This window comes from Natronospirillum operosum, from assembly GCF_004768465.1.
GTDB lineage: Bacteria > Pseudomonadota > Gammaproteobacteria > Pseudomonadales > Natronospirillaceae > Natronospirillum > Natronospirillum operosum.
Map to the genome: position 1 here is coordinate 71,396 of NZ_SRMF01000012.1, position 23,139 is coordinate 94,534.

Below are 23,139 nucleotides of genomic sequence, written 5' to 3' on the forward strand. Positions count from 1 at the left end.
TTTCATGGATGACCGGAAAGATCCTACGCCTGTGGATCCACCCAAAACCAGCTTTCAGCAGCGCTTGCGCACCCTGATCGGCGAGCGCACTGTCAGTGGCTTTGCTCGCCATGTCGGGCTGAGCGAAAGCCTCGTGCGCAAGTACCTGCAAGGGTCCGAACCCACGCTGAGCAAAGCCAGACAGATTGCTCGCCGCTGCGATGTCAGTATCGACTGGCTGGCGGGCGATCAGTCAGCGTCCAGACGCTGACATCTCGCCCGACACACCAGAGCCCGGAACAACTGCCTTTGTCTGAGCTGATACAGCAGAAACTCCGGGTGCCACTGGACACCCACTACAAAGTGTTCCGGGCGCCGATATTCGACCGCCTGAATGATGTCATCCTGATCTCGTGCCGACACCTGCAAGGCATCTGCCAGCCGATCAATGGCCTGGTTGTGGAGGCTGTTGACACGACACAGCCCGGTGTCGAGATACTGTGACAACCGACTGTCCGCGCTCAGCTCAATCTGTTTCAGCGGCAGCAGAGAGCGTCGATGGGAGGTGTGACGTCGACGTGCACGCAGATCCTGAAACAGACTGCCTCCCAAAGCCACATTGAGCAGCTGTGCGCCGCGGCAGATGCCCAGAATCGGTGTTCCATGGGCCAGCGCCTGGCTGATCATGGCGCTCTCGAAGGCATCTCTTTCGGTATCATAACGCGGGTTCACCTCGGGTTCGGCCGCATACAGTACCGGGTCCACATCATGGCCGCCGGTAATGACCACGCCCTGCCAGGGCCAATCGGTAACATCGTCGCCGGGGCGCAGCTGGCGAGGCCGCCCCCCGGCCAGCCATATGCCCATGGCCACACAGAGGCGGGGCCCCAAGGCCCCTTTTAGAGGACCAGTGACGGCAATCAATGGTCGCGCAGCCAATCTGCCTCCAGTTCTCTGACCCAGTTGTGCCACCAGCGCTCAATGCCGGAGTATGCGAGATGGCGCTGATAGGCCCGACAGCAGCCGTCCAGTCGGTCCGGGTCGGCCGCCAGACGCTCGACCTGCACCCAGTCGCGCCAGACCGTATGCAGACCCCAGCCGGGCCGGTGGATTTCGCAGTTGGGCAGCCGGTAGTGCAGCGCCGGCCTGGCTTTGACCAGAGGGTCGTCGACGGCTGCCCGCACCCGTTTTTCATCCAGATGCGCAAAGGCGGGCAACCAGTCAAGAGCCCGGTTGCGGGTCGGGTTGGCAGCCAGATAGTCACCGATCAGGCGCGCAATATCAGGTCGATAGGCCGGGTCCACGACGCGGCGCACATAGTCGACCGGAAACGGATCAATGTAGTTGGTCAGGCGCCGAGTCAGATCCACCTGCGCCCGCTCAACCATCCAGTCAGCCAGACAGAGCCAGGCTTTCAGGTAGGCCGTCAGGGTCTGTGCATCCATGGCCGGCAGTTCAGGGTTCAGTTGCAGGCCAAAGGCATTGACCCAGTTGTCCGAGCTGCCGCGCGCACCCTGTGCCCGCATTACGCCTATCAGCGCCTCGACCTCATCCATGCGATCCATGGGCAGAGGTGGCGTCACCAGTTCCAGCGGCACCAGTTGCTCGGCTGCCCGGTGCAGCCAGCTTTCGGCCGTGCTGCGCACTTCGTCCAGCAACTCGTCGGAACGCGCCTCCCGACCCATCTCCTTGAGCAGATGAAAGTCCAGTTCCACCACCCAGTCGCCAGCCGGGTCACCGGACAGCACCCGCTCATAGCGGCCTTCAGCACGAATCTCCAGATGCAGGTACTTGGCCACCAGGTCCGCCAGTGCATCCAGATCCAGGCCGGCCAGCTCGATCTCTATGCCAATTCGGCGCAGATCGCCTTCGATCGTGTGCTGCCGGGGTGGCAACGCCAGTTGGTTCCGGTCCTGCTCTGGTTCAACTCCGCTCATGGCGCCTCCAATGGTGGGGTGAGTCCCTCGACAAGGCCAGCGGGCAGCACCTGACCAGCAGCCATGCCATCCAGTCGCGGGTCAGCTCCGCCCAACCAGCCGGATTCTGTTCTCTGCACGCCATGCAGGCCACTGGTCAGTGGTCGGACCGCAACCCGGTGCCCCAATTCGGTCAGGGCTGGCCCCCAGGTCGCCGCCGCTGTATCAGCCTCGAGTTCCAGTTCATGCCCGGTGTGCAAAAAACGAGGCTGAGCAATGGCAGTGGCTATATCACGCTCCCAATCCAGCACCTCGATCAGTACCTGGGTCACATAGCCGGGAATCCGGCCTCCACCTCTGGAACCGAGCGCGAGTATCGGTTGATCGTCCTGGTCAAACACCATCACGGGTGTCATTGCGCTGGCCGGACGCTTGCCCGAGGCCACGGCATTGGGGTGCATCTCACCATCTACCCGAGGTTGGAAGTGGAAGTCGGTCAGTTGATTGTTGAGCAGGAAGCCGCCCACCATCATGCGCGTGCCGAAGGGCATTTCATTGGAACTGGTCAATGCTGCCAGATTGCCCGCATCATCAACAACCGTGAAATGGGTGGTGCCGCCGCCCGGGCGCGGGGGCGTCCACGCCATTGCATCGCGCGATATCCCTGGGCCATTCGGTGACCCTGAAACCGTGTCCAGCGGCTGTCCCGGGGAAACCTCGGACGCCGCCTGCAGCGGGTTCAGCAGGCCGGCGCGAGTGCCCAGATAGTCGGCATCCAGCAGCGTATCGACCGGGACTACCGCCTGGTCCGGGTCACCCACCCAGCGGTCCCGGTCGGCCAGGGCCAGTCGGCTGGCCTCGGCAATGAGATGTACCGCGCGCACCGGATCATCACGCAGGGCCGCCAGATCATAGGGCTCCAGCAGGTACAGGGTCTGCAACACGGCAATGCCGCCGCCGGTAGGCGGGCCCGCACTGCAGACTCGATAATCCCGATAGGGCAGGCACAGCGGCTGCCGGCGCTCGGCAGCATACTGCGCCAGATCTTGCGGCTGCAGGTCGCTGCTGCCGGGCACGCGGGCACGCGCCCGTTCGATAATCGCCTCTGCCAGGGCGCCGGTATACAGGGTGTCCGGCCCCCCGGAAGCCAGTTGCCGGAGTGTTCCTGCCAGTTCGGGGTTGTGCAGATACGGTTCGGAACTGTTGGCCTGCCGCACGAAATAGCGGCGCGTGTCGCGGAACAGACGCAGTGAAGGGTCTGCCGCAATCTGGGCCTGTAGCCTGGGCGGCATGGGCAGGCCGGTGTCGGCCAGCTCCGCCGCCGGTGTCAGCAGCTCTGCCCACGGCAGGGTGCCGTGGTCCTCGTGTGCCAGCGCCAGCATCCGCACCAGACCCGGCACGCCGACCGCCTGGCCGGCAGGAATGGCTGACCAGAGCGGCTGGGCCTGGCCGAGCACAGTGAAGCGATATGGGCGGGCCGCGGCCGGTGCCGTTTCCCGACCATCGTAGCTGTAAAGGCTGTTGCTGGCCTGATCATGGTAGAGCAGGAAGCCGCCGCCGCCAAGGCCGCTCTCGGGCGCTTCGACAAAGCCTAGCACCATCTGCACGGCCACGGCTGCATCCAGGGCAGTGCCACCCTGATCCAGAATCCTGTTGCCCACCTGCACCGCCGCCGGATGGGCCGCCGCCACCATGCGCGACGCGCTCTCGGGCGCCGGAGCAACCTGTGGGGACGGCGGCTCGGCACAGGCAATCAGCAGCCCGAACAGCACCAGGATCAGGGCCGTTGCGCCATATCTGCTCAATGATTGAATGACCCAGACCTCCTGCCTCTCGTCTCTGCCAGAGCAATACTCTGCAGTCTAGGTCAGGGGTCGACCACCGGCCAGCTGCGGCGGCCGATTCATCCGGAACGGTTGTTCTCCGGCCAATGGCGGACCAGTTGATAGCCCCGACTGCGAACTGTCTTGATCACCGCCGGTTGCCCTATGGCCTGACGTACACCGGACACCAGAATGTCGATATGGCGACTGGCCCCGTCATAGGCCACGCCGCGCAGGGCCAGACTCAGTTCATCGCGACTGAACAGGTGGCCGGGGCGAGACAGCAGCAGGGCGAGCAGGTCATATTCCGGTCGATGCAGAAGCAACCGCCGGCCCTGGCACCAGATTTCCCGGTCCTGCTCATGCACCTGAACAACCGTCTCGATCGGCTGCCGGCCCGGTGGCGCATCCGATACCGCAGCCGAGGAGTCTGGCCGCGATGTGCCCGCAAACTCGCGAGCCCGGCGCAGATGCGCCCGTATACGGGCCAGCAGCCGCTCCGGCTGAACCGGCTTGGTCAGGTAGTCGTCGGCACCGACTTCCAGCCCCAGCACCTCGTCCATGACCTGATCACGCGCGGTCAGCATGATGATGGGCCCCTGATACTGATGGCGCACCTGCCGGCAGACCTCAAGCCCATCTAGGCCGGGCAGCATGATATCGAGAATGACCAGATCCGGCTGGGCCTCAGGTATACGAACAGCAGCAGCATCCCCATCCGCCAGTTGCTCGACGGCGTACCCCTCTCGCTCCAGATAGGCCGCTGTCAGGCGCGCCAGGCGGCGATCATCCTCTACCAGCAGTAATTGTCCACAGGGCTTGTCGAGGTTCATCGGGTGGTCCTTTGCCTCAGTATTGCCAGCGCAGGCCCAACTGGCCGCCGGGTGTCGTGCCATCAAGCGGTAATCGCAGCCCGCTGAGCAGGCGCAGTCGGCTGCTTCCGGCACGCCAGCGCAGGTCAGTATTCAGGCTGGGGGGATACCACTGATCGTCATCCGGCCACCAGATGCCGGCCTCCAGGTGTTCAATGCCCAGCGGCCTGGAGCCGGGCTGCCAGCTTGCGGTCAGGCGCCAGTCCGCGCGGGTGTCGAGCTCATAACCGGGCACTGACCAGCCGCGCTGCAGACGGCTTTCCCAGGCCGGAGCGGGTCGCCAGAGCACGCCCGCTGCCGCGCGTGCGGTCGCGCCACCGTCATCCTGCCAGCCTACCCAGCGGCTGTCAGCGCTCAGGGCCAGGCCGTCCGTAAGCGCCACTTCGCTGTCCAGGACCAGTACCGGCCCATGGCTGTCAGCGGTCAGGCGCCAGCCGACGGCCGGACCCAGCGACAATGCCCGCCAACTGACCCAGCCGCCAGCACGGCCTTCCAGATAATGAAAGGGGGCACTGAAGTCATCCACATAGGCGCGGCTGCCGACCTCCAGACTGAACTGGCTGAGCAGGCGCACCGGATAGCCCAGCAGGCCCAGCGGACGGTACCGTCGGCGCTGTGAGGCGTCAACATCGAGCCCGACCCAATACCAGTCCGGCCCGGCCTCGGCTCCAATCAGGACGTCGGCCCGCAGCCGACGTTGCCGGGTCTGGAACCGGTCGGCCTGCTGCTCGATACTGAGCGCCAGCATCTGCGCGTTCACCCGCACGGCCTCGGGCAGGTCGGTTCTGTCGAGTACGGCCTCGACTGCCGCTCTGGCAGCAGTAAAGTCGCTCAGCGCCAGATGCACCACAGCCAGCTCGAGCTGCAACACGCCGACATCAGGATGCTCTTCACGCAGGGTCTGCAGTTGCTGTCGTGCGGTGACGTACTGGCCCCGGTCCGACAGCTCACGCACTGCCTGCAGCTCCTGCTGCCAACCCAGGGCAGGTAGCGTCAGCAGCACAATCAGACCCGATATCAGGGTGCGCCACAACATTCGTGCAGCATGACAGCAGCAACGGCGGACTGCCATCAGACAGCCTGTCCTGTCGGGAACCCGGCTGCAAGCGCTCGTCTATTGTCCGGGCGGGCCGCCTTCAGGGCCGGCATGGGACGGTGGGCCCCCTTGAGCCGGTGGACCTTGATCAGGGCCGGCATGGGACGGTGGGCCACGATCAGGGAGCCCCCCCGCCGGACCGCGATCTCCGGGGCTACCTGCCGGGCTGCGACCCGGGCCGGCATGGGATGGCGGACCCGGGCGATCAGCTCGCCGCTCCAGCAACGCGTCCAGCGAGCGCAGCTCGTTACCATGCGGGCCTCCAAACTGACTGAGCCAAAGCTCAATAACATGTTCCGGGACATTGTCCCAGGCCTGATCGGCCGCCGGGAATACTTCTTGCGTACCCTCAGGCGGACCCGCGCGCAACCGCTCCAGACGGTGCGACAGGTCTGCGGTATCTGCGGCGCCCGTCTGCTCGAGAAGATCATCGGGCAATGAATCCCATCCATGCCAGTCATCCGCACTGGCCTGCACCGACACCCACGCCGCCAAACTTGCCAGTATCAACGCCGACCTGCAGCCGTGCCTGATTTTCATGGTCGATGTCCTGCTTGTGTGCTGTCGCCTGTCTCAAGTGTAGTCAGACAACGTATTAGTTTTGTTTCCATTTTGTAGGCTGGCGGACCCGGAGTCGCCCTCGTGCGCCGGCAAACGCAGTGCAACGGTCAGCCCGCCAAGAGGCCCTGTATCCAGAATCAGGGCGCCGCCAACGCGCTGTGCCACGGCATGGCAGATAGCCAGACCCAGGCCATGACCCTGCTGATTCAGATTGCGCGCATGGTCCAGCCGCACAAACGGCTCGAGTACACGCTGCCTGTCCTCTGCCGGTATCCCCGGCCCGTCATCACTGATTCTGATCTCCCAGAGCCCGTCTTCAGCCAGCCAGTCCTCGATGGCCACCCTGGTGCACCCATACTGGCTGGCATTACCCACCAGGTTACCCAACAATCGACGCAGACCGGCGGCGCTGACAGGCAGGTGGAGCTCACGCTCGGGCTGACAGTCCACCGTAATTTCCGGCCCTGACGGCAGGCTGTGCAATACCCGCTGCAGACAGTCCTGTGGTCGCAGCAGATGCCAGTCCACGGACCGACTGTGCGTGGCATCAAGGCGATGAAACAGCAACAGCTCAGCGGTCAGAGTTTCCAGTTCTTCCAGCGCCTGTGTCATGTCCTGCACTGCATCGGAACTGCGCACTGCCGATGGCAGCAACGCCATTGCAAAGCGCAGGCGGGCCAGCGGTGTTTTCAGATCATGGGACACCGCCTGGTTCAGTTCACGGTTGCGCTGCGCCGACAGCACCAGACGATCTGCCATCTGATTGATATGCACCGCCATACGCCCCAGTTCGTCTTCAGGACCCGTCGGCACTCGGGTATGACGCCCCTGCTGGGCACTGATGGCGTCAACGGCGCGCGTGATGCGCTGCAGGCGCTGGCGCAATGGGGTCAGTACAATCAGCACCACCAGGCCCAGCGCCACGAGACCGCTGACAACCAGAGCAGAGAGACCGGAGGCCGGCAGCCAGTTGAACGAATCGAAAGGCCCAAGGCGCAACGCAAAGCCCTCTCCCATGGGCACATAGACTGCTTCGCGCGCGGTGCCAAGACCGTCACTGCGCGTGCTGACAAAGGCCTGCCCCTGACTGAGCTGGCGCCGTCCCAATACACCGAGCTCGGGCGCCGAAGAAACCTCTATGGCTTCGACCGGAAACGGCAGACCACTGCTCAGTCGGTCCAGGTGACCCGAGCGCTCCCCGGCTGGCACGCGGGACAGCTCGTTGAGCAACAGGTAGCCACCGCCCACGCGCCACTGGGTCCAGTCCGTCAGGGTGCCGCGCAGACGGGAGCTCTGATCCAGCGGCACATCAAGATCAACACGCTGCTGGCGCCACTGGCTGTCAACCAGCAGGGCCCGCCCGGGACCCGGATGCGTGGACCATTCAACGGTCGTCAGCGAGGACACCAGACCGGTCCAGTCCGCACGCCGGTCTGCGGCCTGACGCGCCCAGCCGGACTGTATCAGTTCTGCAACCCAAACTGTCTGCTCCTCGGCCCAGGTTTCAAAACGGTTTTTGTTAACCACATCCAGAAATACCCAGGCCAACCCACCCAACGCAATCAGGGTGCACAGCAGAGTCAGGTAGATGCGGGTGAACAAGCGGTTCATCCAGAGGCACTCATTATCTTTTTTGGGTGTCGACAGGGCGCAGTTATTGTTTGCATGCCCACCTCACGATGTCCAGCCTACATTCGGGATACAAAAACTCGAGCAGATCCAGGCAATGCAGCCCCTGCAACACAAGGTACACATCCTGAGAGCAGGAGAACAGTCAAAGATTGAACGGTGTACGGATCAATTCAGGCGCAGATGCGCAGTGGGATAGGCAGCACCCGCTTTCACTTCCTCCATCACGATATAGCTGCGGGACTCCTGGATGCCGGGCAGCATGGCCAGAATGTCGCCCAAGGTATGACGGTACTCGGAGATATCGGTCAGCCGCAGTTTGAGCACATAGTCGGCTTCACCGGAAATCAGGTGACATTCCAGCAGGTTGGGAATCTGCTGCGCCGCGTGACGGAAATCCTCGAAGGCCTGACTGGACTGGTAGCGCAGACTGACCTCCAGAAACACCAGCAGGTTCAGCCCCAGTGCCGCCGGATTCACCTCGGCCCGATAGCCGGTAATGATGCCGGCTTCTTCCAGCCGCCGCACCCGCTCCAGGCAGGGTGTGGTGGACAGACCCACCTCGACCGCCAGGTCCGTATAGGAAATCCTCCCGTCCCGCTGCAACACGTCCAGGATATTGAGATCAATGTTGTCGAGCTCCCGGGTGGGCTTGCGGGTAATGCGCACAGGTCAGACTCCGCGATGAATGTCTGAGGTGTTTATAAGGCCCTGGCAGCGGTGTGTCCAGAGCCTGCCCTGACGATGCGCAGTCGCTCAGAGCTGCGCCAGTGCTTCTTGGGGGTCCACAAACTCGCGCCCGCGCGCTGCTGCCACATGCTGATTGGTGACCTGACCGCGACAGACATTGAGTCCGTTCAGCAGATGGGGATCATCCTGCAGCGCCTGCCGTGCCCCCTTGTCCGCCAGCTGCAGTACATAGGGCAGGGTCACGTTGTTCAGCGCCTGCGTGGACGTTCGGGCCACGGCGCCAGGCATATTGGCCACACAGTAATGCACCACGCCATCGACAACATAGGTCGGCTCGGCATGGGTGGTGGGCTTCGAGGTGTCCATGCAGCCGCCCTGATCGATGGCCACATCCACCAGCACACTGCCTTCATTCATGCGGCTGACCAGATCCCGCGTGATGATTTTCGGCGCCGCAGCGCCCGGTATCAGCACACCGCCGATAACCAGATCGGCATTGACCACACTGGCCTCCACCGTTTCCAGCGTCGAGAACAGCGTAGTGATGCGCGAGCCATACAGCTGGTCCAGATGGCGCAGCGTATCGACATTCTTGTCCAGTACCGTGACCTGGGCCCCCATGCCCACGGCCATCGCGAGTGCATTCTGGCCCACCACACCGCCGCCGATGATGGTGACATTGGCCGGGGCCACGCCGGGTACACCGCCCAGCAGCACCCCGCGCCCACCCATGGCCTTTTCCAGACAGTGTGCGCCAGCCTGAATGGACAGCCGACCCGCCACTTCGGACATGGGCGCCAGCAGGGGCAACCGGCCATGGCTGTCGGTGACTGTTTCGTATGCAATGCAGGCCGCACCGGAATCCACCAGCTCGGCGGTCTGCGGCTCATCCGGTGCCAGGTGCAGGTAGGTGAAGAGCGTATGGCGCTCGGTCAGCAGCGCCCGTTCGGAGGCCTGCGGTTCCTTGACCTTGACAATCATCTCGGCGGCTTCGAATACCGCCCGGGGGGATGCGGCGATGGCTGCGCCGGCGGCCTGATAGTCCGCGTCCGTATAGCCGATGGCGGCGCCCGCATTGGTCTCCATCGTGACCTGGTGGCCGTGCTGACAGACCTCGCGCACTGCGGTTGGCGTCAGCCCGACCCGATATTCATGGTTCTTGATTTCTCTGGGTACACCGATATGCATACCGCCTCCTGTGTGTTGATTATTATTGGCAGATTCTGTTTTCCATTCTAGACAGGGCACACAGTGATTGAGGTCATTTTTTCTGCTTGTAGCAGTCAAATTATTATTTATTTGTTCAAATTTTAGTGATTTATTTTTCAGATCACTCTGTTTTCAGTATGCCGCCTCTTCTGCCACAGATACCTGGTATCACGGGTCTTGACCTTCCAGCCACTGGAAGGCCTACACTCCGATTCATGATCAACTACTGATATACAGGCGCCCTCCGTGAACACTCAAGCCATGAACACCGAAGCTCAAACCTTCTCGCTGGCCGTCAGCGGCATGACCTGTGGCGGCTGTGTCGGCCGCGTGGAAAAAGCGCTGCAGGCGGTCGCCGGCACCGAAGACGTCAGCGTCAACCTGGCCACCGGCAAGGCCAGCTTCCGCTATCCGAGCCAGGATCTGCAGCCCGTCCTGCAGGCCCTGGCTGATGCCGGTTATCCGGCTCGAACCGAGCGCCTGGAGCTGGCTGTCGAGGGCATGAACTGCGGCAGTTGTGTCGGGCGCGTGGAAAATGCGCTGCGCGCCGTCCCGGGCGTGGTGTCGGTAGCCGTCAATCTGGCCACCCAGCGCGCCGTGGTCGAAGTGCCCGCTGGCTCCGACCTGGGGTCGGCACTCGAAAACGCCAGCAGTGCAGCGGGCTATCCGGCGTCCCGGCACAACGACTCTGCCTTTGCCCAGGATCGGGAGCGTGAAGACCGGGAAAAACAGCTGACCGGATTGCGGCGCGCACTGGTAATAGCCGCGGTGTTCACGCTGCCCATCTTTGTGCTGGACATGGGCGGCCACTTCATTCCTGCCTTCCATCACTGGCTGATGGCTACTCTGGGCCAGCAAACGCTCCATGTGCTGTTTTTCGTGCTGGCCTCCGTCGTCCAGTTCGGCCCCGGGCTGCGTTTTTACCGCCATGGCTTCCCGGCCCTGCTGCGCGGCGGGCCGGATATGAACTCGCTGGTCATGCTCGGCACCTCGGCGGCCTGGGGTTATTCGGTGGTGGCCACCTTCATACCTCAGGTGCTGCCGGAGGGCACGGTACACGTCTATTTCGAGGCGTCTGCGGTCATCATTACGTTGATTCTGGTCGGGCGTTATCTGGAAGCCATCGCGCGCGGCCGCACCAGCGAGGCCATTCGTCATCTGCTGCAGTTGCAGGCGCGCACGGCGCGGGTACTCAGGGGAACAGCCACACAGCTGGAGGAAGAGGACATCCCGGTCGAGCAGGTGCAACTGGGCGACCGCATTCTGGTGCGCCCGGGTGAGACGATACCGGTCGACGGCACTCTGCTCGACGGTGAGGCCTGGGTCGATGAATCCATGGTCACCGGCGAGCCGGTACCGGTACACAAGTCCGCCCAGGCCGAAAACACCGAACTGGTGGGCGGTACAGTGCTGAAAAACGGCAGCCTGACCTTCACCGCCACGCATATCGGCGCCGATACCCTGCTGGCGCGTATCGTGCGCATGGTGGAAGAGGCTCAGGGCTCCAAACTGCCCATCCAGGCGCTGGTGGACAAGGTAACTCTGGTATTTGTGCCCGTGGTGATGGCCCTGGCCCTGCTGACGCTGGCGGTCTGGCTGGTCTTCGGCCCCGAGCCGGCGCTGACCCTGGCACTGGTGAACGCCGTGGCCGTGCTGATCATCGCCTGCCCCTGTGCCATGGGCCTGGCCACCCCAACCTCCATCATGGTCGGTACCGGCAAGGCAGCAGAGCTGGGCATTCTGTTCCGCCGTGGCGAAGCCCTGCAGACGCTGCGCAATGTCGACCTGATCGCCCTCGACAAGACCGGCACCCTGACGCTGGGCCAGCCCGAACTGACCGACCTGGAAACCGCCACCGGCTTTGCGGAAGACCAGGTATTGCAGGCCGTGGCCGCCGTCGAGCGGCAGTCTGAACACCCCATTGGGGAAGCCATTGTCGCCGCCGCCAAAGCGCGTGGCCTGACGTTGCAGGAGCCCAGCCAGTTCGAGTCGGTATCCGGCATGGGTGTCAGCGCCGATGTCGCCGGCCAGGCCCTGCAGATTGGTGCCGACCGCTACATGCGCCAGCTCGGTCTGGACCCGGACCTGTTCAGGGACACCGCCGAACGCCTGGCTGATGAAGGGAAAACTCCGCTTTATGCCGCCATCGATGGCAAAATTGCAGCCATCATCGCTGTTTCTGATCCAATCAAGGACAGCACACCCGCCGCCATCCAAACCCTCAAGGCGGCTGGCCTGCAGGTGGCCATGATCACCGGTGACAACCGGCGCACGGCCGAGGCCATCGCCCGCCAGTTGGGTATTGACACGGTGATGGCGGAAGTCATGCCGGACGGCAAGGTGGATGCCATCAAGCAGTTGCGCGCCGAAGGCAACCGCGTGGCCTTTGTCGGCGATGGCATCAATGACGCCCCGGCCCTGGCCGAGGCGGATATCGGCATTGCCATCGGCACTGGTACCGATATCGCCATCGAAGCGGCCGAGGTGGTGCTGATGTCCGGTGATCTGCGCAATGTGCCCACGGCGATCGACCTGTCGCGGGCCACACTGCGCAATATCCGCCAGAACCTGTTCTGGGCCTTCGCCTACAACACAGCGCTGATTCCGGTAGCCGCAGGCGTGCTCTATCCGGTGGCCGGCATCCTGCTGTCACCAGTGTTTGCAGCCGCCGCCATGGCCGCCTCCAGCGTCTGTGTGCTGGGCAATGCGCTGCGGCTGAAGCGCTATCGGGCGCCGCAGCAAACCACCTGACAAGGCAGGCTGCCTGAGCCGCGACTCAGGGCAGCCAGACAAACTCTGAACGCACGGCACTGTCATTCAGGAACAGGCTCAGCAGCTCCGGCAATACGGCAGCCTCGACATTGGCATAGCGACCATCCAGGCCAACTGTGGGCGCGCGCTCGAACAACTGAGCGTAGGCCAGCCGGCCCACGGTCCAGTCGGCGCTGCCGCGCTGCCGGCGCCGATCATTCTCCATCCGCTGCTGCCAGCGGTCGACCCGCTCCTGGGCCAGGTCAACGGTCGCCGCCCGGGCCAGCGTAGCTTCCACCCGCTCAATGGCTTCCTCCACCCGCTCGGGGTCGGTGCCCAGGTGCACCCAGAGCACATAGTCATCGTGATAGCGGCTATAGCCTTCGGTGTCGCCCTGTACCGAGTAGGCCAGACCGCTGGCGGTGCGGATTTCATCCATCAGTACTTCGTCCAGCCAGTGTTCCATGTAGAGCATGGCGGTGCGATCCAGGTCAGCATGTTCTGCCTTGGGAATGGCATAACGCAGCAAAATGCTGGCATGGCGTTCGCCGCTGCCTGCAACATGCCACTGCCCGGATTCTGTCGGCACCGGCAGTTGTCGGGTGGCACCCAGCGGAGCCTCCGTCGGTGGCAGGGTAGCCACGGCGGCGAGCACATGCTGGCGCACGGTGTCGCGGTCCACATCACCGGCAATGGCCAGGGTATAGTTCTGCGCGCCGGCAATATGGCGATCGTAGAAGGCCCGCATCGCCTCGGTACTGGCACCCTCGACTTCAGCCGGGGTCAGCATGCGCTGGGCCGGCTCCTGCCGGTGCAGCTGTTCGTGCAGCAGGTCCATCCAGGGTCGATGCGGGTGATTGTCCAGCTGCTGCAGATAGCTCAACCCCTGCGCCCGCTGATGCTCGGCCGTGTCAGGGTCGACACGGCCTTCGGTCAGCCCGATATGGAGCAGGTTCAGCGCCAGCCCCAGACGCTCCGCAGGTGCATTGCCGTAGGCAAAGCGATCGAAGAAATCCATGCCCAGATCCAGCGTGATCGACTCGCGCTGCAGCCACTGGCGCAATTCGGGCCCGTCGAGATTCCGCAACCCCGAAGCTGTCATCGCCTCGACCGTCAGCCGGCCGGTGACCACCTCTGCTTCCGGCAGCCTGTTGAAGCCGCCAAGCCCGACCAGTTGAAAACTCACCTCACCCGGGTTGGCAGCGGCATGTCGATACCAGACGGTCATGCCATTGCTCAGCGTCCACTCGGTCACCTCGTGCTCCAGATCGCGCTCCCGCACTATGCTGCCCGCGTAGGCCGGGTCCAGGGTCCAGTCGGCGACCTGTTCGGCACCGTTGCCCAGGCGGTCGGTCTCATCCGGCACCCAGGCGGCCGAGGCCAGCCAGCCGTCTATGGTCTCGGTCGCCGGCGGGGTCATGCGGTAGGGATGAATGATACGCACCTGGGGTTCCACCGACATCGCCTCCGCCAGGGCAGCAGTGACCGATTCGGTGGTCCAGGTCGGCGCAGCCTCCTCCAGCAGTGCCACCCACTGTGCCTGACTCAGCATGGGCCAGCCGTACAGGTAGTGATCCAGCGCAATGCCGGCCAGATGACCGGCCGAATCCTGCTCTGAACGTTCCTGCTCCAGGCGGCGTCGGCGCCAGTCATCCAGTTCACGCTGGCGAATGCCCTCGGCGAGCAGACGCTGACGCTCTTCCTCCAGCAGGCCCAGACCCAGCTCGAAGTCGTCCTCAGTCAGACTCACTTCCAGATCCAGCACGCGCACATTGGGCGAGGAGAATTCCCGATACCAGTTGAACCAGGCCACACTGCCGCGGGTTTCGGTCACTCGCCGATCCAGCCGGTCGATCAGCACATCCAGCGCCAGCTCTTCCTGCACACGGTCGACCACTTCCTGTGCCGTGGTTGGCATGGGCGCTTCCTGGAAGAACCGCATGTCGGCAAAGCCATCGGTGATATAGGGGTCTGTAAAGGCAGGGCGCGGGTCCATGGCACCCGGGTTGATGTCCCACTGCTGCGGCACGGGGGCGTCAGCCGCAACCGGCTGTGGCGGGAAGTGCTGGTCGACAAGTGCCTTCACCTGGTCCCGATCCACGTCACCGGTCACGATCACCGCCATGTTGTCGGGCCGGTACCAGGTGTCATAGAACTCGCGCAAGCCTTCAGGCGTGGCCTTGCGAATGCTGTCCTCGGTGCCGATGGGATGCCGCTCCTGATGACGGCTGCCGGCATAGAAGTCGGCAAAGACCTGCTGGCTGGCGCGCTCGGCTTCGGGCTCGGTCAGGCGCCACTCTTCCAGCACCACGGCGCGCTCGGACTCGACGTCATCCGGGTCAAAGCTGACCCGATAGGCCCACTCTGACAGCATTTCGATGCCGGTTTCCAGACGTTCGGGCTCGATCGAGTTCAGATCCAGCCAGTAGGCGGTATGGTCGAAGGTGACATAGGCATTGGAATGATGGCCGATGTCCACATTCAGCTCGCGCAGACGCTCCCGCATCTCGGCACGCGGGTAGTTTTCGGTGCCCCGGAATATCATGTGCTCGACAAAGTGGGCATAACCGAGCTGATCATCACGCTCCTGCAGGCTGCCCGCCTGCACGACCAGTTGCAGCGTGGCTTCGTTGTTGGAGTGGCTGTTGCTGTTTTCCCAGATGATGACCGTGGGCTGGTGTTCATTCTGGTAGAGCGTATAGGGGGTATCGGGTGTACTGCTGCAGCCGGCAATGAATGCCAGCAGCAGGGCGCAGCCGACACGAAAGAGAGTGGCCGAGAGGTCAGTGAGCATGGTGGTGTCCCTTTTCCGGTTCCTGAATCAACCCCAGGGACACTTGGCGTCGAGCAGTGTCTCTGCGTCTTCCCTGCAACTGCTCTGGCCTTCCCTGGAGGACGACCATTCTGCCAGAATCAGGCGGCCGATAACACTGACCCTGAGCTCAGTCCGACCCGGTTTTCACCGGTGCTACGCAACAGACAGATGACCCAGGTGACGTTGCCGGATTTCGGCCGCCACGCCCTCGGTACGCAGTTCAGACAGGGCAGCATTGAAGGCATCGAGCAATTGCGCTGCTTCAGGACGGTCGCGCGGCACAATAAGATGCAGAGTAGTATTGGCCACAACTTCCTCCAGCAAACGAACCTTGCCGAGATCACCCAGCTCTTCCAATGCTGTCATCTGGCCCAGAAACAGGTTGCTGACGACGAAATCGGTTCGTTGCCGGTCCAGCATCCGGAAACAGTTTGACATGGACTCCGGCCGGTTCAACTGCACTGTGAGCCCATCCAGCACGGCATGGATCTCTTGTGACAGGACATAACCGATCGGCAGGCACAGACGTCTGCCTTCCAGGTCGGCAATGGACTCGGCCGGTTCGGCCGACCGCACAAAGATCCGCGTCTGAACCACAATCAGAGGGGCCGAAAACAGATAGCTTTCGGACCGTTCTACAGTGAAGACGTAGGGGAAGGTGGCCGCATAGTCCCCGTTGAGTGTTTCCTGATAACCGCGCGACCAGGGCTGGAAGATAATGTCCGGGGACTCGCCCATGAGCTCGAAAGCAACGGATACCAGCTCGGTCAGCATTCCGCCCGCTGGCAGCCCTTCGTCCACATAGGGTTCATAATTGTTGCCGGTGACAATCCGTATCGGGGTATCCGCCAGCAACCATCCGGGCAACAGCAATACGGCCAGCAGGAGGCAAATGATCAACCCGGACCACGGCTTTGACCTGCACTGGGATCGAAAATCCGAACTGCACCCCTGCATCGACTGCTTCACCTGCTGGCCTGATACCACGTCAGTATAGACCAGATTTGTGCACAACAGCCCAGCCGACGCTGTTGCGTTACCGGGTCGGTTCAGGCACCCCAGTCCAGTATTACCTTGCCCGACTGGCCCGAGGCCATGACATCAAAACCCTGCTGGAAATCATCCACCGCAAAGCGATGCGTGATCATGGGCGTCAGATCCAGCCCGGACTGGATCAGGCTGGCCATCTTGTACCAGGTTTCGAACATTTCCCGGCCATAGATACCCTTGAGGGTCAGGCCCTTGAAGATGACCTGATTCCAGTCGATGGCCATGCTGCCCGGCGGTATGCCGAGCAGTGCCATGCGGCCGCCATGGTTCATGGAGCCCAGCATCTGCTCGAAGGCGGAAGGCACACCGGACATCTCCAGCCCCACATCAAAGCCTTCGGTCATGCCGATTTCCTGCATGACATCAGTCAGTGACCGCTGACTGACATTGACCGTGCGGGTAGCCCCCATGCGCTGCGCCAGCTCCAGCCGATACTCGTTGATATCCGTGACCACGGTGTGCCGTGCGCCAGCACGGCGGGCCACCGCAGCAGCCATGATGCCGATGGGGCCAGCGCCGGTAATCAGCACATCCTCACCCACCAGATCATAGGCCAGGGCGGTATGGACGGCATTGCCGAAGGGGTCAAAGATGGCCGCCAGATCATCACTGATGTTGTCCGGAATCCTGAAGGCGTTGAACGCCGGGATAACCAGATATTCGGCGAAGGCACCAGGACGATTGACGCCCACGCTGGTGGTATTGCGGCACAGATGACGCCGCCCGGCCCGGCAGTTGCGGCAGTGCCCACAGGTGATATGGCCCTCGCCCGACACCCGGTCGCCCACTTCGAAACCGCGTACTTCCGACCCCATGGCTTCCACCACGCCCACATATTCATGGCCCACCACCATGGGCACCGGAATGGTCTGTTGCGCCCAGTCATCCCAGTGGTAGATGTGCATGTCGGTGCCGCAGATGGCGGTCTTGCGGATGCGAATCAACAGATCATTGTGGCCAGGTTCGGGACGTTCGGTTTCGGTCAGCCAGATTCCGGGCTTGGCGGCCTGCTTGGCCAGCGCTTTCATGACGGTCATTGCGGTCGCTCCTGTTGCTTGACCACACCGAGTTCCCGACCGATGCGGACAAAGGCTTCAATGGCCCGGTCCAGTTGCTCCCTGGTATGGGCCGCCGACATCTGGGTACGGATGCGCGCCTGCCCCCGGGGGACCACCGGGAAGGAAAAGCCGACCACATAGATGCCCTCGGCCAGCAGCCGCCGGGACATCTCTGCCGCCAGCTTCGCATCACCCAGCATGACGGGAATGATGGGATGATCGGCCCCGGCCAGGGTGAACCCGGCCTGTTCCAGCGCCTGCCGGAAGTGGCGAGTATTGGCCCACAGGCGGGTGCGCAGTTCATCGCCCATCTGCAGCAGATCGAGCACACGCAGCGACGCCTGCACTATGGGCGGGGCCAGTGAATTGGAAAACAGATAGGGCCGCGAGCGCTGCCGCAGCCAGTCGACAATCTCCTTGCGACCCGCGGTGTACCCCCCCGAGGCACCCCCCAGTGCCTTGCCCAGGGTGCCGGTCAGAATATCAACCCGCGCCATGACCTGGCAGTACTCGTGACTGCCCCGGCCCTGCTCGCCCAGAAAACCGACCGCATGGCTGTCATCGACCATGACCAGCGCCTGATAGCGGTCGGCCAGATCACAGATGCCCTGCAGGTTGGCAATGACGCCATCCATCGAGAAGACGCCATCGGTGGCGATCAGCTTGTGACGGGCACCGGCGGCATCGGCTTCCTGCAGCCGGGCTTCCAGTTCGTTCAGGTCATTGTTGGCGTAGCGATAGCGTTTGGCCTTGCACAGCCGAATGCCGTCGATCACCGAGGCATGGTTCAGCGCATCGGAAATGACCGCGTCTTCCGGGCCCAGAATGGTTTCGAACAGGCCGGCATTGGCGTCGAAACAGGAGGAATAGAGGATGGTGTCTTCCATGCCCAGAAAGGCACTGAGGCGTTGCTCCAGCTCCCGGTGGATGTCCTGCGTGCCGCAGATGAAGCGCACCGAAGCCATACCGAAGCCATGCTCTTCCAGCCCGCGCTGCGCCGCCCGGATCAGCTCGGGATGATTGGCCAGACCCAGATAGTTGTTGGCACAGAGATTCAGCACCCGCTCATTGTCGACCGCGATCTCGGCATCCTGCGCCGAGGTGATCACGCGCTCGGCCTTGAACAGGCCTTCCTCTTTCAGGCTGGCAGTCTGTTCGGCCAACTGCGCCAGCAGTGCATGGCGTGTCATGAGTGGCTCCCATTGATCATGATAGCCACAGTATAGAAGGGCTGAACGCCATCCCGACAGCAAGGGTGCATGATCCGGGATGTGTCAGCTGTCAGGTTGAGTGGACGCTGCTTTTGCAGCGGGCGGAGTGGCACAGGGAGGCTACCGGGAAAGGGTTCAGGCTTGCGGGCCGGTACCCTGAAGGCAATTCACATTGCCATCAGGCGGTCGCGCAGTTCACCAACGGCGCTTTCCAGGCGCTGACGGGCATCGGCACGGTCGCGCTGGGCCTCACCCTGACGCTGATCGATCTGTTCAATGGTGTCACCAATACGTTCGATGAACGCCACCACATTGTCGGTGCTGGCAATACCCTCGCGCACCTGGGCGTCGACTTTTTCCTGGTTGCTTTCGAGACGATCGGCGATGTCATCCATCATTCGGTCTGTGGCTTCCCGCGTGGCCGACAGAGACTGCAGCCGCTGCTCCTGCCGAACCTGTTCGGCCACCACGGCCAGTTGCTGCTTCATCAGCGGAATAGCCTGAGTCAGGGCCATATCCAGTTCCTCCGAGACGAGGATCTCGGAAAACAGGGTCTGTTGAATGGTCGGAATCATGCCGGCGGCAATGCCACGACTTTTTTCCAGATTGGTCAGGCGTCGGTCAAATACTTCCGCCCGATGCTCCAGTTGTCGCAATTCGGCGGCCTGCACGCTGTCCCCGGAGGCTTCAATTTCTGCCCGCCGCGCCTTGAGTCGATCACGTTCCTCGTCCAGTAATTCCCGCCCGGCAATGATTGCAGCGGTCATGCGACGGAAGTTCTCTACCGCCTCCTGACCCAGATTGCGCAGGCTTTCGATACTGACCAGACTGCCTCTGCGATCACGCTCGAGTGTGGCAATGACCTGATTGATCTGGCCATCAACGCTGTCCCAGTCGGCAGCAAATGCGGCGAGGGCTTTCCGGGTGTTAAATACAAGGCGGCTGAAAAAACCCGAGGGCTCGAGTTGTTGATTGAGTCGGCTGGTTACCATGCGCAACTCGACAAGATGCTCATGCACACTGCCCAGATCAGTCGAACGCACGCCGTCGACAATGGCGTCGGCGAACCGGGACACCCCAGTCGCATGGTTCACGGCAAAACTCTCGGGCGCGCTCCAGTCAAAGCCATGCTTGATGTCTTCTACCAGAACCCGCTGATCGGCCTGAATGCGCTCAAGGTCAAACGCTTCGGAAGCATCACCCAGAAAGGTCTCCAGTTGCTGGCGTGATGCCTGATCAGGCTGCGCCTTGACGTCAATTTCGGCAGACAGAGTCATACATGCTCCTTGTTTTCGGGTTGTTCCAGTTCCTTTTGCAGCACTCGCAGTCGGATGCGCATCTGTTCCTCGGCGGCAGCCGAACAGGGGTTGTTGTCCAGGGTCTGTGCCACTTCATCGAGCAAGGCCCGCAGTGAAGCCAGCTCGGAGTCCGGCTCACCGGCATTGACGAAGGCTCTCAGGGCATCACCGGCCAAACACAACAGGTGGCGTACCTGGGCATTGGCGGGATCGGCAGGGACACTGCGCCCGCGTTCGACGGCCCGACGCCCGACCTGACCAAGGCGCAGCGACTCGGACGCCAGAACACCATCGGCCGGGTAGCGATCGAGTTCGCGCAGGGCCCTTTCGGTGTCATTCCAAAGAGATGTGGCAGCATCCGGGGGCGGGCTGTCACTCGCCTTGTCACCGCCCGCCGCGCGCTGGGCGAGTGACGGACGAAGCAGCAGATAGCCCAGCCCGACCAGAAGCCCGATGACCACAAACAGGCTGTCGATGGTCAGACCGGCAATCTGCAGCACAATCACGGCGGACAGCACCCAGGTATCCAGTTTGTGCCGCATGGCTGCCACACCTCCTCTCCACCAGGGTGTCAGTCAGCGCTGGCGGATTGGCTCGACGCCACCGGATCAACCTCGGGCCCGGCCGCCTCGTTGGCCGCCGACTCCTGGCTGCCTGCCGCCGCATCATCGGACGCCTGCTTCAGTTTCTGCGGCGTGCCTGTACGCAGGGTTTCTGCCAGATCAATACCGATATTGCCCCCGATCTCCTTCATGGCCGGGCCCACCATGGAATAGCTCATGATGCCGTCAAACAAGTCCTGCATGACCGAACGCTGGCCGCCACTGACCTTGCCCTTGGCCTCACCTGCGACCTCATTGGCACCACCGAGACCATGGACGAAGACTGACCGCATGTTCTGACCCACGCCGTCAAAGGGTGCAACCATTTCACGCAATACGTCCGGTGCCACGTCCAGTTCCCTGATCCGCTCGGCATGGGCAATCAGGTCGCGCGAGAGTGTATTCTTGGCCTCGTTGACGGCCCGGACGCCTTCAGCCTCGGCCTCTTTCTCGGCGCGGTGGGCTTCGGCACGGAAGATGGCGGCCTGTCGATCCTGCTCGGCCGCCTGGCGCCGTGCGGTGGCTTCAAGCTCGGCAGCTTCGCGGCTGGCTTCTGCGGCCACACGCACCTGAGTCGCGTCGACTTCGGCTTTCTCCTGCGCCTGAGTCACCGCAATCCGCTTGCGCCGGTCGGCAGCGGCCTGCTCCTGTGCCGTGCGCACCGCTTCTTCGGCCACAACGCGGGCCTGGCGCGCCTCCTCTGCGCGCGCCTCGGCCTGGGATTCGCTCTCGGACTTCTCGGCCACGGCAATGCGCTGTTCCTGCTCGGAGATCTTGAGCTTGCGATCCCGCTCAATGGCCCGGGAGCGCAGGGCTTCGTCCTTCTCCAGCTCGGCGTTTTCGGCCTCCCGGTTGGATGCAATCTCGGCCTTGCGTGCCTGCGCCTCGCTTTCCGAGCGGTAAACAGACACGCTGCGTTCTTTCTCGATTTCCGAACGCTCGACCAGCTCGCGGGCCTTTATGGCCTCTTCCTCGGCACGCGCAGCCTCACGGGCATTGGCGATCTTGGCGTTGGCTTCGGCTTCGGCACGCGCCTGGGTTTCACGCGCCACACGCTCGGCGGTGATCTTGAGCGCCGTGGCATTGAACATGTTGTTCGGGTTGAGGTCGTCGGTGATGGTCTGGTCCAGGCCGGTCAGTGAGACCGACTCCAACTGCAGGCCGTTCTTGGCCAGATCCACCGAAACAATCTCCTGCACCCGCTGGACGAAGTCCTGCCGGTTCTCGTGCAGATTCATCATGTCCTGTTCCGCTGCTACCGCGCGCAGGGCGTCAACCAGTTTGCCCTCGATCAATTCGCGCAGCTTGGCCGGGTCAAAGGTGCGATCGCCCAGAGTCCGGGCAGCCTGCGCCACACCCTCTTCACTTTCTTCCACGGACACATAGAAATCGACCGTTACGTCCACGCGCAGACTGTCGCGCGTGATCAATGCGTCGTCTCCGTTTCGGCGCACGGTAAGCTGGACCGTGGAAAGATTGACCTGACGTACCTCATGAAAAACCGGCAGGCTGAGACAGCCACCATCAATAATGACCCTGCGTCCGCCCATGCCGGTGCGAACGATGGCAATGCCGCGAGGAACCTTCTTGTACAGTGCTGCATAAACCAGGGCGATCGCGATCAGAGCTGCGATCACGATGCCTGGAACGGCGAGAATGGGTTGAATTTCCATGTTCAGTCTCTCTATTCTCGATGAATGGTAGGGTTGTCAGTTGTCCTTTTCTTCTGCCAGGTTTTCAGCCGGGCAGAGCTGCTGCTCCTTTCTTCTTCAACAGGTCAGGGTCTTCAACACGCCTGGCCATGAACACGGTGCGGTCTTCGCGGGCGATAATGCGCACCGGGGTGCCGGGCGACAGTTGCTCGCCGCGCTCCGCCCGCACCATGATCCAGTGACGCAACCCCCTGGGGCCGGCGATCTGCGCCTCCGCCAGTCGATCATGAGTCGCCACCCCTTGTGCAATATGCCCATGGCAGCCGACCAGCTCGTTGCGATGAATACCGGATGTTTCCTCACTTGGAATGACACGCGCCAGGACGCCTGCCAGAAAGGACGCAGACGGCATGGTGATCAGCAGCGCCAGCACGACAGCCAGCAATGGCCACAGCGTAAAACCCAGCAAGCCGAGAACCGTATGCTGGATGACAATACCGCTGACAGAGAAAGTGGCCAGAATGACAACAAGTACGACCAGGAAGGGTGCCTTGCCAAAGCCGAGCCATGAGAATATTCCCGGCGCCTCACCGGATTCGATATCGACTCGTGGCAGCATGTTGTCCAGGGCGTCGGACAATGCCAGGCCGAACAGCAAGGCCGACAGCTCGACAGCCGTCAGGACCAGTACTGCGAGGCCCGCAGCCATGAACGGCAAAAAGGCTGGGTCCATCCATTGCCCAAACATCATCTCTCCTTGAATCGATTCGCGCCGATTATAGGCCACTCCGGCCCTGATATTTATATCGAAAACTTGCCATTTTCACCCCATGAAATGGCAAGTTTTTGTCCGGTAGACGGTAGACGGTAGACGGTAGACGGTAGACGGTAGACGGTAGACGGTAGACGGTAGACGGTAGACGGTAG

The 23,139-nt window shown here is 62.6% G+C and carries 19 protein-coding genes; 2 read left to right on the plus strand and 17 right to left on the minus strand.

From position 1 onward, the window contains the following. Window positions 1-31 precede the first annotated feature (31 nt). Window positions 32-250, plus strand: a complete 219-nt coding sequence (locus tag E4656_RS18220; RefSeq protein ID WP_240754027.1) for a helix-turn-helix domain-containing protein — start codon at window positions 32-34, stop codon at window positions 248-250. Here the strand turns inward: E4656_RS18220 and E4656_RS18225 are convergent. The 9 genes from E4656_RS18225 to ald all read right to left on the minus strand — a co-directional run bounded on the left by E4656_RS18225 (window position 229) and on the right by ald (window position 9,754). Then, the gene (locus E4656_RS18225) at window positions 229-918 is read right to left on the minus strand and encodes a gamma-glutamyl-gamma-aminobutyrate hydrolase family protein (RefSeq protein WP_240754028.1); all 690 of its coding nucleotides are present in this window, start codon (window positions 916-918) and stop codon (window positions 229-231) included. The genes E4656_RS18220 and E4656_RS18225 overlap by 22 nt on opposite strands. After that, the gene (locus E4656_RS18230) at window positions 900-1,916 is read right to left on the minus strand and encodes an amidoligase family protein (protein WP_135484748.1); all 1,017 of its coding nucleotides are present in this window, start codon (window positions 1,914-1,916) and stop codon (window positions 900-902) included. The genes E4656_RS18225 and E4656_RS18230 overlap by 19 nt, the downstream gene beginning before the upstream one ends. After that, window positions 1,913-3,700, minus strand: coding sequence for a gamma-glutamyltransferase (ggt, locus tag E4656_RS18235; protein WP_135484749.1), 1,788 nt, complete (start codon window positions 3,698-3,700; stop codon window positions 1,913-1,915). The genes E4656_RS18230 and ggt overlap by 4 nt, the downstream gene beginning before the upstream one ends. Before the next feature lie 98 nt (window positions 3,701-3,798). Beyond that, the gene (locus E4656_RS18240) at window positions 3,799-4,551 is read right to left on the minus strand and encodes a response regulator transcription factor (protein WP_135484750.1); all 753 of its coding nucleotides are present in this window, start codon (window positions 4,549-4,551) and stop codon (window positions 3,799-3,801) included. 16 nt (window positions 4,552-4,567) lie between these two features. Further along, window positions 4,568-5,626 carry a tetratricopeptide repeat protein gene (locus E4656_RS18245; protein ID WP_167856135.1) on the minus strand — a complete coding sequence of 353 codons (1,059 nt, stop codon included), beginning with the start codon at window positions 5,624-5,626 and terminating at the stop codon, window positions 4,568-4,570. A 35-nt stretch (window positions 5,627-5,661) separates the two neighbouring features. Beyond that, window positions 5,662-5,940: a hypothetical protein gene (locus E4656_RS18250; protein WP_135484752.1), complete on the minus strand. Its 279-nt coding sequence runs from the start codon at window positions 5,938-5,940 to the stop codon at window positions 5,662-5,664. A gap of 319 nt (window positions 5,941-6,259) precedes the next feature. Continuing rightward, a complete protein-coding gene (locus E4656_RS18255; RefSeq protein ID WP_135484753.1) occupies window positions 6,260-7,858 on the minus strand; it encodes an ATP-binding protein in 1,599 nt (532 codons plus the stop codon). Between the two features lie 186 nt (window positions 7,859-8,044). Continuing rightward, window positions 8,045-8,539 (minus strand): winged helix-turn-helix transcriptional regulator, encoded by a 495-nt coding sequence (locus E4656_RS18260; RefSeq protein ID WP_135484772.1) that lies wholly within the window; start codon window positions 8,537-8,539, stop codon window positions 8,045-8,047. A gap of 93 nt (window positions 8,540-8,632) precedes the next feature. Next, entirely contained in the window at window positions 8,633-9,754 is a 1,122-nt protein-coding gene (ald, locus tag E4656_RS18265; protein ID WP_135484754.1) for an alanine dehydrogenase, read from the minus strand. A gap of 267 nt (window positions 9,755-10,021) precedes the next feature. Between ald and E4656_RS18270 the strand changes: the two genes are divergently transcribed. After that, the gene (locus E4656_RS18270; RefSeq protein ID WP_476703738.1) at window positions 10,022-12,526 is read left to right on the plus strand and encodes a heavy metal translocating P-type ATPase; all 2,505 of its coding nucleotides are present in this window, start codon (window positions 10,022-10,024) and stop codon (window positions 12,524-12,526) included. A 25-nt stretch (window positions 12,527-12,551) separates the two neighbouring features. Here E4656_RS18270 and E4656_RS18275 read toward each other — a convergent pair whose 3' ends face one another. The 8 genes from E4656_RS18275 to E4656_RS18310 form a co-directional block, all read right to left on the minus strand. Continuing rightward, window positions 12,552-15,320, minus strand: a complete 2,769-nt coding sequence (locus tag E4656_RS18275; RefSeq protein ID WP_135484755.1) for a M16 family metallopeptidase — start codon at window positions 15,318-15,320, stop codon at window positions 12,552-12,554. A 174-nt stretch (window positions 15,321-15,494) separates the two neighbouring features. Next, window positions 15,495-16,241 carry a substrate-binding periplasmic protein gene (locus E4656_RS18280; RefSeq protein ID WP_167856137.1) on the minus strand — a complete coding sequence of 249 codons (747 nt, stop codon included), beginning with the start codon at window positions 16,239-16,241 and terminating at the stop codon, window positions 15,495-15,497. Window positions 16,242-16,390: 149 nt separating this feature from the next. Further along, the gene (gene tdh / locus E4656_RS18285) at window positions 16,391-17,419 is read right to left on the minus strand and encodes an L-threonine 3-dehydrogenase (RefSeq protein ID WP_135484774.1); all 1,029 of its coding nucleotides are present in this window, start codon (window positions 17,417-17,419) and stop codon (window positions 16,391-16,393) included. Window positions 17,420-17,424: 5 nt separating this feature from the next. Then, window positions 17,425-18,639 carry a glycine C-acetyltransferase gene (locus tag E4656_RS18290; protein WP_135484757.1) on the minus strand — a complete coding sequence of 405 codons (1,215 nt, stop codon included), beginning with the start codon at window positions 18,637-18,639 and terminating at the stop codon, window positions 17,425-17,427. A gap of 188 nt (window positions 18,640-18,827) precedes the next feature. Further along, complete coding sequence (locus tag E4656_RS18295) at window positions 18,828-19,937, minus strand: toxic anion resistance protein (RefSeq protein WP_135484758.1); 1,110 nt, start codon at window positions 19,935-19,937, stop codon at window positions 18,828-18,830. After that, window positions 19,934-20,500 (minus strand): hypothetical protein, encoded by a 567-nt coding sequence (locus E4656_RS18300; RefSeq protein ID WP_135484759.1) that lies wholly within the window; start codon window positions 20,498-20,500, stop codon window positions 19,934-19,936. The genes E4656_RS18295 and E4656_RS18300 overlap by 4 nt, the downstream gene beginning before the upstream one ends. 29 nt (window positions 20,501-20,529) lie before the next feature. Next, complete coding sequence (locus E4656_RS18305) at window positions 20,530-22,233, minus strand: flotillin family protein (RefSeq protein ID WP_135484760.1); 1,704 nt, start codon at window positions 22,231-22,233, stop codon at window positions 20,530-20,532. 64 nt (window positions 22,234-22,297) lie between these two features. Next, complete coding sequence (locus tag E4656_RS18310; protein ID WP_167856138.1) at window positions 22,298-22,960, minus strand: OB-fold-containig protein; 663 nt, start codon at window positions 22,958-22,960, stop codon at window positions 22,298-22,300. Window positions 22,961-23,139 lie beyond the last annotated feature (179 nt).